The 13,099-nt window shown below is 42.8% G+C and carries 14 protein-coding genes and 1 tRNA gene; 3 read left to right on the top strand and 12 right to left on the bottom strand.

What is annotated here, in order from left to right:
- Positions 1-3: 3 nt before the first annotated feature.
- From SOI83_RS04295 to SOI83_RS04285, 3 genes are all read right to left on the bottom strand, one after another.
- On the bottom strand, positions 4-177 hold the full coding sequence (locus SOI83_RS04295; RefSeq protein WP_320677412.1) for a hypothetical protein: 174 nt from the start codon (positions 175-177) through the stop codon (positions 4-6).
- A 141-nt stretch (positions 178-318) separates the two neighbouring features.
- Positions 319-1,272, bottom strand: a complete 954-nt coding sequence (locus SOI83_RS04290; protein ID WP_320677411.1) for a phycobilisome rod-core linker polypeptide — start codon at positions 1,270-1,272, stop codon at positions 319-321.
- 620 nt (positions 1,273-1,892) lie between these two features.
- Positions 1,893-3,317, bottom strand: coding sequence for a BCD family MFS transporter (locus SOI83_RS04285; protein ID WP_320677410.1), 1,425 nt, complete (start codon positions 3,315-3,317; stop codon positions 1,893-1,895).
- Positions 3,318-3,448: 131 nt separating this feature from the next.
- Here SOI83_RS04285 and SOI83_RS04280 point away from each other — a divergent pair, with 131 nt between their 5' ends.
- Entirely contained in the window at positions 3,449-3,850 is a 402-nt protein-coding gene (locus SOI83_RS04280) for a hypothetical protein (protein ID WP_320677409.1), read from the top strand.
- Positions 3,851-4,450: 600 nt separating this feature from the next.
- Here the strand turns inward: SOI83_RS04280 and SOI83_RS04275 are convergent.
- From SOI83_RS04275 to psbB, 9 genes are all read right to left on the bottom strand, one after another.
- Positions 4,451-4,523 (bottom strand) — tRNA-Phe (locus tag SOI83_RS04275).
- 147 nt (positions 4,524-4,670) lie between these two features.
- Complete coding sequence (locus SOI83_RS04270) at positions 4,671-4,949, bottom strand: DUF2470 domain-containing protein (protein ID WP_320677408.1); 279 nt, start codon at positions 4,947-4,949, stop codon at positions 4,671-4,673.
- Positions 4,950-5,160: 211 nt separating this feature from the next.
- The gene (locus SOI83_RS04265) at positions 5,161-6,405 is read right to left on the bottom strand and encodes a sugar kinase (RefSeq protein ID WP_320677407.1); all 1,245 of its coding nucleotides are present in this window, start codon (positions 6,403-6,405) and stop codon (positions 5,161-5,163) included.
- Positions 6,406-6,430: 25 nt separating this feature from the next.
- The gene (metK, locus tag SOI83_RS04260; RefSeq protein WP_320677406.1) at positions 6,431-7,666 is read right to left on the bottom strand and encodes a methionine adenosyltransferase; all 1,236 of its coding nucleotides are present in this window, start codon (positions 7,664-7,666) and stop codon (positions 6,431-6,433) included.
- A gap of 5 nt (positions 7,667-7,671) precedes the next feature.
- On the bottom strand, positions 7,672-8,469 hold the full coding sequence (locus tag SOI83_RS04255) for an HAD-IA family hydrolase (RefSeq protein ID WP_320677405.1): 798 nt from the start codon (positions 8,467-8,469) through the stop codon (positions 7,672-7,674).
- A gap of 20 nt (positions 8,470-8,489) precedes the next feature.
- Positions 8,490-9,593: a 30S ribosomal protein S1 gene (locus SOI83_RS04250; RefSeq protein ID WP_320677404.1), complete on the bottom strand. Its 1,104-nt coding sequence runs from the start codon at positions 9,591-9,593 to the stop codon at positions 8,490-8,492.
- A 95-nt stretch (positions 9,594-9,688) separates the two neighbouring features.
- Positions 9,689-10,165: a transcriptional regulator NrdR gene (gene nrdR / locus SOI83_RS04245; RefSeq protein ID WP_320677633.1), complete on the bottom strand. Its 477-nt coding sequence runs from the start codon at positions 10,163-10,165 to the stop codon at positions 9,689-9,691.
- A gap of 207 nt (positions 10,166-10,372) precedes the next feature.
- Positions 10,373-10,465, bottom strand: a complete 93-nt coding sequence (locus tag SOI83_RS04240; protein ID WP_320677403.1) for a photosystem II reaction center protein T — start codon at positions 10,463-10,465, stop codon at positions 10,373-10,375.
- Positions 10,466-10,520: 55 nt separating this feature from the next.
- A complete protein-coding gene (gene psbB, locus SOI83_RS04235; protein ID WP_320677402.1) occupies positions 10,521-12,044 on the bottom strand; it encodes a photosystem II chlorophyll-binding protein CP47 in 1,524 nt (507 codons plus the stop codon).
- 247 nt (positions 12,045-12,291) lie between these two features.
- On the opposite strand from psbB, the gene SOI83_RS04230 reads away from it, so the two are divergent.
- Positions 12,292-12,654: a 2Fe-2S iron-sulfur cluster-binding protein gene (locus SOI83_RS04230; RefSeq protein ID WP_320677400.1), complete on the top strand. Its 363-nt coding sequence runs from the start codon at positions 12,292-12,294 to the stop codon at positions 12,652-12,654.
- A 153-nt stretch (positions 12,655-12,807) separates the two neighbouring features.
- Positions 12,808-12,954, top strand: coding sequence for a photosystem II reaction center protein PsbM (gene psbM, locus SOI83_RS04225; RefSeq protein WP_320677399.1), 147 nt, complete (start codon positions 12,808-12,810; stop codon positions 12,952-12,954).
- The last annotated feature ends 145 nt before the right edge of the window (positions 12,955-13,099 follow it).

Genomic DNA, 13,099 nt, shown 5'->3' with positions numbered 1-13,099 from the left:
AATTTATTCGCCTGTAGTTTCGTGATTTATGTCTGAATGGTTGTTGCTTGCCTTTTGAATCATTCGAACCATTGAGTCAACCATCATTGACATGGCCATAGGAACTTTCTTCCCAGAGGGAGTTTGGGCAGACTGTTCACCCGGTCTTTCGTTGGAAGGGGGACGCAGCAGAGACATTGATCGATTGTTGTTAGAGACTTGGTTTAGGCCCTTCCTCAGGGATCATTGAGCTTGACAGGGTTCCATTCGCCCTGTTCTTCTCTTTTTCTAGCATGCTTGGCGTGCTGAGATAGCAGTTTCGCCTTTATTTCAGGGGTTTTATTGTTTTATTTCCAAATTTTGGTTTTGGGCATTCTTTGGGGAGTCTTTCTTTGAGGTGGTTTTTGTTGGGTAAGAAGGGAAAGGAATTTGATTCTGTTTGCCTTTTGCCATGCCATCTATGAGTTGACTATTTCCCCCCGGAGAATCCGCAAGAGTCTTTCTCTGGTGTATGGCGTTGTCACTTGTCGCGTAACTTTGAGTTATTTGAGCCATGTGGTTGAAATTTGATGTTTGCAGGCCAACCTCTGAAGTCCAAGACCTTATATAAGGCACTATATATGAACCGAAATTTACTTCGTACTCTACTGAGTCTATTAAAGAATCTATATGAAAGAAAATACCATAATTATTGATATTTACAATGTGGTGAATGACTTCGCTTTGATTGGATGGTGCACGACCAAGTAGATGTTTAAAATTTAGCTCTACAAATCTCTGTTGGGTGACTTTGTTGAAATAATGATCTAGATAAAAATCTGACTTAGTTAGTCCTCTTATAAATTCCCGAATATTAATATCACCATTTCTAAGTCTTCTTTCTAAATCTATCGGTCTTTCGCTATCCATAGGATGAAAGTTCCCAAATATTTGCCTATAAGATGCTTTGATTGCTAAATGCAATGCATTATCATCATGAGGACTTTGTAATTCAAAAGTAAAATTATAAGGAGAATTGGCATTAGGTATACCGGAAGGACTCTTTGAATCTATTCTCTTTTCTCTTTTAAATGCATTGGTAATTGTATTCTCATTTATGCAAGGATTTGTATATGGGTTGCTCGTTCCAGTAACTGTAAATCTCTCAGGTTGCCCTGGCATGCAGCCTGCCTTTGAATGCATGATGTAACTCATGCTTTTACTTCTCGCTATGCGAGCCTTCCCATAGGATACTGGTTCTTTGTAAGGGTTAAGAGCGCCAAAACGAAGGGCGTTAGTGGGAATAAAAGACATTGTGATTGTTTAAAAAGGATTGCTTAGGGTTAATTTCAATGCTTTTAAATCAAAATGATATTCCATTAGGGCATGAGTCACCTTTTCGGGCACAATAAAGCAATCATTATCAACACTTTTCTTTGACAGTGATTAAGTGCCTATAGGAAGTATTAACCAACTGCGTGCTTTTAAAGCAAATTATTCAATATCTTATCCGCTTCTTAAGAGACTAGGCTTGGTGAAGCTATAAGCCATCCATGGACTTTCAAGATAGAAAGCCAATGGAATCTCCTCGCCAAGTCCTGGACAGTGAATTTGAATTAGTTGTGTTATTTCAGGTTCACCGCCTAGCGCTTTCAATAGTTCTATCGCTTTATCAATACTATTAGCATTTGTTGGTCTAATTGCGTTGCTGATCCAACTCCTAAGTGAGATTTGTGGAAATCAGTTCAACTTTCTATTTCAGGTGCCAGTAACAGGTTGCACGGTGAGGGAAAGCCTTTGTGGGTTTCATCCCAAAGCTTTATGTTGTCAGTCTTCAAGTTAATCTTGAATAGACTAGTGTCTGTTTTATTTCTCGCTCAACTTTGCTATGTCTTTTTAGTAATTCGATAAAATAAACTTTATAGATAATTCAATTAGTCTAGATCAGCTATTTGAAGCGTATGTAAGTTAGTTGTAGTGTCTTTTTTAAAGCCTTTAATGCTTAACTTGGCTAGCACAATAATAGCTAAAAACATTAATAAAATCTCTATACTAAAAACAAGCCAATAAGCCAGTAGTGGACTTTCTTTGCCCGTAAATAATTCGCCTAAATCGAGAAGGCCACCTCCTAGAATTTTCCCTATTGCTCTTGATAGAGCCTGGGCCAGTCCCCAAACCCCAACAAATGTTCCGGCCACTTGAGGAAGGGTTAAGTCAAGCATTAACGAAAGTGCGCTATTGGTCCCAATCCCAACAGCTAGTCCAAAAATCACCATTACACCAAATAGAATGTTCTCGCTACCAGTTAGTCCAGCTAGCATTAATAATAAGAATGAACATAATATCATTTTACAGCCCAGGCGAGCAGTAGCTATTTTACCCATAAATGGTGTTACCCAAAGGCCAGCAATTAGAAGTCCAATTAGGCTGCCAGAAGCCCAAAAAGCGTTTAAAAGAGTTGATCTCGCTGGTGTCATGCCAAAGATTTCGCCACCATAACTTTCAAGGATCGGGTCTTGGCAAAATACCCCCAATGTATATAAGGATAAGAAACAGAAGAAGATAGTTATTTGTTTGCTAGATCGAATAAGAGCCCAAGCATTTTTCATGTCCTTAAGGACCATTGATATTGCTGTACCAAAACTGATGTTATATCTATCTTCTTCATTCACGGAATCGCTAGATTTTTGCTTTGGTTCAATTCCCCAGCAGGAAAAGGTTGCTACAAGAAGAATAATAATAGATACCCTTATCATGAACTCTTGAAGGGCAGGGCGCAGGATTTCAGGGTCTTTGACTCCGTCAATACCTTTGATGGTTAAGGAAATAATAATGGCGCCAGCGATTATCCCGACAGTTAACATGCACCAGATTATTCCGATAGCTCTTGGGCGCTCTTCTTCTGTAGTTAGGTCAATTACAAGGGCAAGGTAAGGGGTAGTTGCCATGGAAATTGCTAATCCATATAGAGCAAAAAGACCACAAAGAGCTAGCGCAGATCCTGTTATAGGTAGCCAGCTCCCAAGCGTTAAAGCTTTTTCAGTTTGAAAGATGATTGGAATAGAAACTATGGCTAAAAAGCAAAAGCAAAAAGTGCCAAGCAATAAATAAGGTGTTCTCCTTCGACCTTTTATGGGCCAACTGTCCGAGATGTTCCCAAAAACCACTCTTGCAGGAGAGACCAATTGCTCAAATGCAAGCCCTCCTCCAACTAACAGGGCCGGGAAGCCCAGCTCTGTTTTCATAATGCGATTAAGTAATCCAGCAAAAATAACGGCCAGGAAGCCCAGGCAGCCCTGAAATAAGCTTAATCGAGCAAGATCAAGCGCATTCAAGCCTTTGTTTTGTTGATTAGTCATATTGAACTTGCCTGTAGACGAGATCAGAGAGGTGTGGCTGTTGTCAATCTTGCCCTGCTGATTGGGTTGAGATGGACAGTTTGTTCAGTACCGATACCATCGGCAAGATTCCTTATAGGAGAAGACGCTTTATGACGATTACTAATGGCAAAGGATCTTTTGAGCAACGCTTAAGTCAGCAACTGCATGTTTTTAGTGAGTTGAGTGAGTTATTGACTTTGAGGGTTCTTGAGCTTGAAGAAAGGTGTACTGCGCTTGAGAAGTCAAAAGAAATTGAGGAGGATTTCAAGGACGACTCTGCTAGTCGTTTGCTTGAGGATAGTGAGCAGCGTGTAAGGCATTTGCAGGACCTCTTGGATCTTGAGAAGAAAGAAGGTTTATCTCTGCAAGTAATTGAGGGAATGTCAGAGAACAAAGAGGAAGACTCAACTTCTGAATCCTCTCAATCTATAGGTGATAATCAAGAAGAAAGTTTTGATGAATTAGATGCAGAATATGTTGACGATTCTGAAATGCCTTTACTATCAGCTTAAATGTTACTAAGGAAGTTTTAGTAGCCTTATCCTGAATAAAGCCACTTCTTTGGCTTGCTTTGGGGAGTTTTGGAAGAAGGGATGATCTTTTATTGAGTCAAGGACGACTTTCAGCTTTTCGTTGTCTTTTAAAGTCGCTTCTCCCGTTGGGGTGGCATAGCTTTTCCAAGCATTATCGAAGGATATAGCAAAGCTGTCAGCATTATTAAATACTTGGCCATTCTCTCTATTGAGATTGGGGAAGGACACAACTAAATAACTTCGAACTTCTGCCAGAACTCATTATGGAGCATGGCGCTTCATAGATAAGTCTACACACCTATTGTAGATCTATATTCTGTCTTGCGAAGTTAATGTTATATATTCAGCTTTAAATGCATGATTGGGACTCTGTCTAGGTCAAGGCAACTTTTTGGTTAATGATGCCCCTGGTGAAATATCTGATGAGCTTTAGAAATACTTTCTAGTGCAACTTTTTTCTTTGTTCTATTAAATGTAATAGCTGTGCTCAGCGATAACTTGTTCCCTGATCATTTACCTCTGGGTTGGCCGGGAAGTTTCTTTGAATTAAAAGGGCACCCAAAAGGTGCCCTTAAAAGGTGCCAGGACGCAGATTTGAACTGCGGACACGGCGATTTTCAGTCGCCTGCTCTACCAACTGAGCTATCCCGGCGGGTCGACTTAGCGACTATCAGATCTTAGATCACTGAGCGCTCTCTAAGCTGGTTGGAACTTTTGAGTAGGGTTTTGGGTTGGAATCTTCTTGACCTTTGTTCTTGCCCTCTTCTGTTATTAGCTTTTTGAACTCAAGCATATTCTTTTACTCTTCGTTGCGTTTTATGGAGCGCACCATTTCAACTAGGGTTTGGTGAGCATCTGAGCTGTCACTAAGGCGATGAGTAAAAGGGATTGTCATTGGAACACCATCTACTTCTAGCTCCATGTTGTTAGGAGTGATTGTGAGCATGCGAGCAACTACTGGGTTTTTTGCTTCTCCATAATGCTTTGCGAAGGCGAGGAGAGCATCTGAATGGTCTTTATTCATATGACTACAAATTCTTTCGCTTACTGCCTGATCAATTGGGGTGACTGCACTCATGAGAAGTTGATTGGTGAATTCTTGATGGATATCCTAGTGACGATTTGACAGGAAAATATTAATTTACAGTAAATTTCCTTGATTATGATTAGTCTCAAGAGATTGAAATTAACTTCAAAGGCTAATTACAATTTTTTTAAACTATGCATAGCATAAGCCTCAATCAAGCATTGTTAAATGTAACCTGACCATTAATTCTAGGATTGTTTTTTTAAGTTGCCAATATTGCTTGTAAAGCAATATTGGCAACACCTACTGCTGGGGGCATGAAACAACTTCTAACGGGCACTCCAAGTAATCTCTCTCTTATCTTTCTCCATTGTGGATTTTTTGCTCCGCCGCCAATTGTAATTATCCTTTTAGGGGCAGGCGCTCCTAAGTCTATTAGTTTTCTCCAACTGTTTAATTCAATTTCTGCGATGCCTTCTAAAAGCCCATGAAGATATAAAGAATCACTTATTGGCCTTGGTTCCATAATGGGCTCCAAGTTCGGGTCCTCTGTCGGGAAACGTTCCCCTTTACATATGAGAGGTAGAAAATTTAGCCCACTTTTTGTATCGGGATTAATTTGTCTACTTAACTCTTTGAGATCATTATCTGAAAAGATCTTCCGAAGTACAGCGCCTCCACTATTAGAAGCGCCTCCAATTAACCAACGTCCTCCAACTCGATGATTTGTGACTCCCTGCCCTTTAAGCGGTAGCTGGACAAATTGCTTTACTACTAAGGTGCTTCCCAACACAGTCACTCCATCTTCTTGTGTTGGATTTGAAGCTACAACTGCAGCGTTTGAATCAGTTGTTCCTGAAACGATTAGGAGCTCTTCAGGTAAATTATTTTTTTGTGCCTTTTGCTTAGAAATTTGCCCAAGAATCTTTCCACTTGGCTTTATTGCAGGAAGTGCTTTATACCAAGGAAGTTGTTGGAAGGTTTTGGGCCATTGGTGTGTTTTTAAGTCCCAGCCCAACCTGAGGTTGTTCCCTTCTTCCCCCCAGCACCAGTTTCCAAGAAACCAACCTGTGAGCCAATCGGCTTGATGACGCAAAAGAATTTCGTTGCCGTATTGTTCCGAGAGTCGTAGAGCCCGTGCCAAGCTACTGCTGGTGCTTGTAGCTATTCCACCTTGAGGCACAAGTTTGCGAAGAAAAAATGCATACTCAGGACAACTTAAATTGTAAGGAAGTGCTGGTCCGAAGGGAAACCCTTCACTATTGATGGCAGCAAGTGTCCCTGATGTCCCATCAATTGCAATTGCTTTCAGGTTGCTTCTTATTGATTGGGGTAGTTGGCAGATAAGTTCCTCACAAGAACTCTCCCAATCTTTTACTTCTTCGATACTGTTTGGATAAGAAGTCTCTAAGTTGCAAATTAGTTTGCGAGTTTGAGTTTCTAGAACAGCAAACCGTACTCCACTCGTTCCGAGATCAATACCAAGAACAAAATGCGATTGCCCCACTTCTTCTAGGTCAAGCCCGACTAAATTATTGCGATATAGACTTAGAAAGTTCCGCCGCCTTGGAAGTCACTTCCTCCCAAGGGAGCTTCAAGTCTGGTCTCCCAAAATGACCATAGGCTGCAGTATCCCTATAGAAACGCCCGTTTCTATCTTTGGGAAGATTTCTTAGGTTGAATTGGTTAATAATTGCACCTGGACGAAGATCAAAATGCTTCTCGACAATTGCTGTGAGTTCAATGTCAGATAATTGTCCTGAACCAAATGACTCTACTAGGACTGATACTGGCTTTGCTACACCAATTGCATAACTAAGTTGTACTTCAGCACGTTTTGCAAGACCAGCTGCCACAAGGGATTTGGCTACAAAACGTGCGGCATAGGCAGCTGAGCGATCTACTTTTGTTGGATCTTTGCCTGAGAAGGCTCCGCCTCCATGGCGAGCATATCCACCGTAGGTATCAACAATGATTTTTCTACCTGTAAGCCCTGCATCTCCTTGTGGGCCACCCACCACAAATTTCCCAGTTGGATTAACAAGGAAACGGGTTTTGTTGCGATTTGGTTGAAGGATTAAATCTTTGGTTGCAGGAAGGACAACATGTTCCCATAGATCTTTTGTGATTTGATTACGGATAGTCTTTTCATTAGAAATCCCATTTATTTCGGCAGTGTGTTGAGTGGAGATCAAAATAGTGTCAATTGCAATAGGGCATCCGTTTTCATAGATAACACTGACTTGGGTTTTGCCATCTGGTAACAAATATCCAAGGATCTCTTCGTGCCTTACCGCCGCAAGCCTTCTAGATAGCCGGTGGGCCAGGCTGATTGGCAAAGGCATTAACTCAGGCGTCTCATCACAGGCATACCCAAACATGATTCCTTGGTCGCCAGCCCCGACTTTGTCGAGTGGATCGCTGGAATGATCTTCAGCTTCATTAACTCCTTGGGCAATATCTGGTGATTGTTGGTCGAGAGCTACTAGAACAGCACAGCTGTTTGAGTCAAATCCGCCTGCTTGGGCTCCTGAATATCCAATCTCACTGATTACATTCCGAGCAAGTTTTATAAAGTCAACTTGTGCTGTGGAACTGACTTCTCCTGTAATTAAACAGAGGCCAGTATTCACGACAGTTTCACAAGCTACTCTGCTGCTTGGATCTTGGCTAAGAAGAGCATCTAGAACGGCATCACTGATCTGATCGCAGATCTTGTCAGGATGCCCTTCGGTTACTGATTCGGAAGTGAAAACGTAGCTACTCATTTGGATCAAGCCGTATCAAGAACTTTAAGGTTTGCTTTGACTGTTAGTTCATCCCAGTGGTGGATAAGTTTTTGATGGGAGCTCAAAAAAGGAGGCTCATTCCATCCAGCTACATATCCCATAGTTAGTCCTATGCCAGCCTGTCTTGACATGGTCAAGTCTGAATCTGCATCTCCGACAAGGACACATTCAGATGGCTTTAAGCCTATGAGATTACATAGTCCCTTTACGGCGCCTGGGTCAGGCTTGGGTGGAACATGCTCTGCACTCCAGTAATGATCAATCTTGAGTTTGTTGGAATCTATAAAGTCTCTTATGCCGCTTGACGAATCGTTGCTAATAATTGCGCAGATGCATCCGGCATTTCTTAGATTATTCAGCAACTTCAAGACACCTGGGAGCAGCTTCCTTTGTATTATTTGTGGTGTTGATTCTCCTTTTAATTTATCCGTTAAAGAGAAGACTTTATTTGCCATTAGTTGAGATTCAGGCCATGTCTTGCCTAATAAGCAGAAAACTGTTGCGGTGGAAATTAGATTTTGCTCTCGTGAAGCAACTGCAATGATTCCTCCAGGATTAAGGTGATCATTATTTAACCCATATGCATTTTCAAGATAATGTTTAATCTTTTCTATTGTCTCTGGTTTTTCGCCTTCTGAAGATAAAAGTAAAGTAGCTTGATCGATTCGTGTTTTGGCCGTAATCAATAGATCAGCCTCGCTATTCGAAAGAGTGCCGTCTTTATCAAAAAGGATACCTTTGAAAGATCCCAAGGGTATCCCTTTCAGGAAAAGATGAGGCATTGAAAGAGGATCTATGTTTTTTAAACCATCATTGAGGTTGTTGTATCTTCTCCTTCTTCTGCTTGTTCAAGCAACATCTGCTTATAACGAGCCGCCATTTCCTCAGCCTTGTCAAAAACTTTTTGAGGGTCTGTAAGCATATCGCCTGGTTCAGGTTCAAGAGCTTTAGTTGAAAGGGAAATGCGGCCTCGCTCTGCATCAAGGTCAATAATCATTACTTTCATTTGATCATTCACATTTAGGACAGAATGTGGCGTCTCAATGTGCTCATGACTGATTTCAGAAATATGCAGAAGCCCACTAACTCCTCCAATATCGATAAAGGCGCCATATGGCTTGATCCCTCTAACAGTTCCAATTACAACTTCACCAACTTCTAGGCGGTTCATCTTTCTTTCGACCAGTGCTCTTCGATGACTGAGAACTAATCTGTTTCGTTCTTCATCTACCTCTAGAAACTTTAAAGGTAGGAAGTCAGCAACCAATTCTTCTTTTGGCTTGCGAGTACTGATATGTGACCCTGGAATGAATCCTCTAAGGCCTTCTACTCTTACTAAAGCTCCACCTCGGTTTGTTGCGAATACTTCTGAGTAAATGGTGGCATCTTCTTTTTGTAGTTGCCGTACTCTTTCCCAAGCGCGTTGATATTCAATGCGTCTAATTGATAGTGAGAGTTGCCCATCTTCATTCTCTTCACTCATAATGAAGAATTCGCGTACTTCTGAAGGTTGAAGTACATCGCTAAGGCCTTCGACTCTATTAATTGAGACTTCTTGCAAAGGCATGAATGCTGCTGTCTTTGCACCTATATCAATCATTGCTCCCTTTGATTCAAGAGCAAATACTGTCCCGTTAACGATATCCCCAGGTTTGAAGTTGTAGTCGTATTTGCTTAAAAGTGCAGCAAATTCATCAACGGTAAAACCGGCTCCTCCGTCTAGGTCACGTTTTGCAGGCCTACTACTAGGGTCGTCAGCAGTTGGGACTTCCTCTGGGATTTCAAGCTCTTCTTCTGCAACAGGATCAACAGCGGTATTTTTTTGTTGAGTCGTATCAGTTGTGATTTGATCGATGCTTTTCTCGGAATCAGAGCCTTGAACCTGTTCAGTAGTAGTTGCTGACATTTTTATTTGACGGTCTGCCTTTTAAGACAGTGCGAAAGGATCCCGATAGCCCGTCGACAATGCGGAATTAGTAAAACACTCTACAGATACGCATCTCAGCTAACGGTTGCTAGTTCACTCTTAGTTGAATTGATGCTGTCCAGGGTTTCTACAAAATCGTTTATTCCCCTGAATTCTCTATGAACTGAAGCAAATCTCACAAATGCCACCTCGCTAATTTCCCGAAGCTCTTCAAGAACCATCTCTCCAATTTCTGAGCTCTTAACATCTCTTGCTGATCTTTGTTGTAGCTGACTCTCTATTTCATCTACCAATCTTTCGAGATTGCTTACACCTATACAGGTTTTCTCACAAGCTCTTGAAAGGCCAGTTAGCAGCTTGCTTCTACTAAATGTTTCTCGAGTGTTATTTCGCTTGAGAACAGTTATAGGAATTGTTTCGACCCTTTCATAGGTTGTGAATCTGTACTCGCAATTTAAGCACTCGCGCCTACGCCGAACGCTGCGACCACTGTCAGCTGCTCTTGATTCAAGAACTCGACTATCTGTGCTTTGGCAACTGGGGCATTGCATACTGCCCTTAATGCTCCAATGTATATAAACCAACTGTATACATTGATTGGCCATATGAGAAGGCCCTTTGTTGTCTATTTCTGTACTTCTAGCTGCTAGGAGACTTCTGTAAAATTACTCGCAAAAATAGAACTTTTTTGAAAATAAGCCTAGAGAATGATTTTCAGACAAAAAAAAGCCCTGCCTAAGCAGGGCTTTTCTGGGTTTTTATTTGAACTTTGGTGGATCGCGAAATGCGATAGCAAAGAATATGGTCCCCAGTGCCAGAGTGAGGATTAGAACGTAGGAGAAGGCTTCCATCGAGAGTCTCGGTAGGGGCTATCAGCTGTAAAAGGACAAGGCCATTAGACCTGGGTTAAGCACGTCCTGGGACGCGTCGGGTGGAACTGTCTCCAAGTTTTTGGAAGAGACCAAATTCAACCTGATCACCAAGATCTGGATCAATACCTGCAAATGTATCGCGGTAAAGAGTTCTCGCTGCATGCCACCAGTGCCCAAATAGATAGAGCAATGCGAATGAAGCATGCGCAAAGGTAAACCATGTCCGAGGCGAACTTCTAAATACGCCATCAGAGGCATAGGTTTCGCGATCGAATTTGAAGGATTCACCTAGCTGAGCTTTACGAGCCAGACGTTTTACAACCACAGGGTCAGTAAAGGTTTGACCATCCAATTCACCACCGTAAATTGTTGCGGTAATGCCAGTTTGTTCGAAGGAGTACTTCGCTTCTGCCCGGCGGAATGGGATGTCAGCCTTAACGTTCCCGTTGGAATCTTCAAGAATTACTGGGAAGTTCTCGAAGAAGTTAGGAATTCTGCGTACTTCGAGGTCGTTGCCTTCACGATCTGTGAATGCAATATGGCCTTGCCAACCAGTTGGCAAGCCATCTCCATTCACCATCGCACCAGGTCTAAATAGACCTCCTTTGGCAGGGCTGTTGCCTACATAGTCATAGAAGGCAAGCTTCTCTGGTATAGCGGCATAAGCCTCAGCCTTAGTCGCTCCTTGGTCCATGGAGGTTTGGACGCGACGGTTTATCTCTGTTTTGAAGTATCCAGAATCCCACTGGAAACGAGTTGGCCCGAAGAGCTCAACAGGTGTGGTGGCAGAGCCATACCACATGGTTCCAGATACAACAAAGGAAACAAAGAGAACGGCTGCAAGAGCGCTTGCGAGAACTCCTTCAAGGCTTCCCATTTTCAGGTTTCTGTAAAGCCTTTCACCAGGACGGTTTGTGATGTGGAAAATTCCACCCACTATTCCCAGTAGTCCAGCGCCAATGTGGTTGGCAACGATGCCACCAGGGCTGAAAGGGTTAAATCCGTCCGCACCCCAAGCGGGTGCTACTGGCTCAACGTGGCCAGTTAGGGCGTAAGGGTCAGATACCCAAAGTCCGACTGTGGAGCAGTGAAATGCACCAAAGCCGAAACAGGTGAGGCCTGCGAGAAGAAGATGGATCCCGAAGATTCTTGGGAGATCAAGCGCGGCTTCGCCGGTACGAGAGTCTTCCCAGAGTTCAAGATCCCAGTAAGTCCAGTGCCAGATGGCTGCCAGCATCAAGAGGCCACTGAAGACGATATGGGCAGCAGCAACACCTTCGAAGCTCCAGAATCCTGGATCTAATCCGGTCTTACCTGTGATATCCCATCCACTCCAGCTACCTGTAATACCTATGCGGGCCATAAAGGGCATGACATACATGCCCTGACGCCACATTGGGTTTAGGACTGGATCAGATGGATCAAAGATGGCCAGTTCATATAGGGCCATGGAGCCGGCCCAGCCGGCTAACAAAGCTGTGTGCATGAGGTGCACGGCCAGGAGTCGGCCGGGGTCGTTGATAACGACTGTGTGCACCCGATACCAGGGCAATCCCATGGGTCAGGTTCGTGGAACAAAGCTGCTTAAGCAGCCAGACCGGTTGATCGTAAGGGGTCTGGCTGGTGCAAAGCGGTTTCTTGTCGCTACCTGCAACGTGTAGTGATACTAATGTCGAGCCAGGCAAGCTGTATAAGGAACAGTGATAACTAGCTTTGAAGGAGTATTTCTGGGTTCTTCCATGCGGTCACAAATCGCAACGCCAATAGGCAAAATAGTGTTTGTCTTTGCGTTCAACTTCTAAAAGATGCCAACAATTCGTTTCGTTCGAGAAGGAAGAGATGTCAAATGTGGGGTTGGAGACAATCTTCGCCAAGTAGCTCTTCGTGAAGGCCTAGAGCTTTATGGATTGAAGGGCAACCTTGGCAACTGCGGCGGATGTGGTCAGTGCATTACTTGTTTTGTGGCAGTTATTGATCCAACTAGTCCTGAGGCACTTTCTCCATTAACTGAAGTTGAAAAGGTCAAGTTGAAAGCTCGTCCCGCAAATTGGCGTCTTGCTTGCCAAACAATTGTCAAATCCTCAGTAATAATTCTGACTAAACCGCAGTCTCCGCCTTTAAACGCCAAAGCCCTAATTGAGTCTGCAAAGAGTGCTCCGTTGGCTTAAAACCTAATCCATAACTAGCTTTTAGAGCTGCCATCCGAATTTTTAAATTTCTGGGGTTTGTTACTTTGCTGATAATTCGGATGAAGAGCCCTGAAGTTATTTCCATTTATTGGACCTACCGGTGATAGCTTTTTCGAACAACCACTTGCGGTCATGGAAACCACCAACTTCGGCTTTATCGGCAGCGTACTTTTCGTTGGGGTTCCGACGATTTTCCTTATTGGTCTCTATATAGCGACTAATACTGGTGATAAATCGAGCTTCAGCTCTAGTTCTCCTAAAGGAAAACTTGGCAAGTAGCCCTGTTTTGCTTAAGGCTTAATAGGCTTAATGTCGAAAAGTTTAGATCTCTGCCTACCAGAGAGTAGGCAGAGATCTCTGTATCTTTTTTCTTTTTTATTGTCCTAAAGTGTATTCAGTGGTTCTAATTAGGTGAATCTTTTTT

This window comes from Prochlorococcus sp. MIT 1300 (genome assembly GCF_034092375.1).
Taxonomy (GTDB): domain Bacteria; phylum Cyanobacteriota; class Cyanobacteriia; order PCC-6307; family Cyanobiaceae; genus MIT-1300.
This window is presented reverse-complemented; position numbering and strand designations above follow the sequence as displayed.

Coding starts and splice junctions, on each gene's coding strand:
- SOI83_RS04295 (WP_320677412.1), bottom strand. CDS start 177: ATGTCTCTGCTGCGTCCCCCTTCCAACGAAAGACCGGGTGAACAGTCT.
- SOI83_RS04290 (WP_320677411.1), bottom strand. CDS start 1,272: ATGTCTTTTATTCCCACTAACGCCCTTCGTTTTGGCGCTCTTAACCCT.
- SOI83_RS04285 (WP_320677410.1), bottom strand. CDS start 3,317: ATGACTAATCAACAAAACAAAGGCTTGAATGCGCTTGATCTTGCTCGA.
- SOI83_RS04280 (WP_320677409.1), top strand. CDS start 3,449: ATGACGATTACTAATGGCAAAGGATCTTTTGAGCAACGCTTAAGTCAG.
- SOI83_RS04270 (WP_320677408.1), bottom strand. CDS start 4,949: ATGAGTGCAGTCACCCCAATTGATCAGGCAGTAAGCGAAAGAATTTGT.
- metK (WP_320677406.1), bottom strand. CDS start 7,666: ATGAGTAGCTACGTTTTCACTTCCGAATCAGTAACCGAAGGGCATCCT.
- SOI83_RS04255 (WP_320677405.1), bottom strand. CDS start 8,469: ATGCCTCATCTTTTCCTGAAAGGGATACCCTTGGGATCTTTCAAAGGT.
- SOI83_RS04250 (WP_320677404.1), bottom strand. CDS start 9,593: ATGTCAGCAACTACTACTGAACAGGTTCAAGGCTCTGATTCCGAGAAA.
- nrdR (WP_320677633.1), bottom strand. CDS start 10,165: ATGCAATGCCCCAGTTGCCAAAGCACAGATAGTCGAGTTCTTGAATCA.
- SOI83_RS04240 (WP_320677403.1), bottom strand. CDS start 10,465: ATGGAAGCCTTCTCCTACGTTCTAATCCTCACTCTGGCACTGGGGACC.
- psbB (WP_320677402.1), bottom strand. CDS start 12,044: ATGGGATTGCCCTGGTATCGGGTGCACACAGTCGTTATCAACGACCCC.
- SOI83_RS04230 (WP_320677400.1), top strand. CDS start 12,292: ATGCCAACAATTCGTTTCGTTCGAGAAGGAAGAGATGTCAAATGTGGG.
- psbM (WP_320677399.1), top strand. CDS start 12,808: ATGGAAACCACCAACTTCGGCTTTATCGGCAGCGTACTTTTCGTTGGG.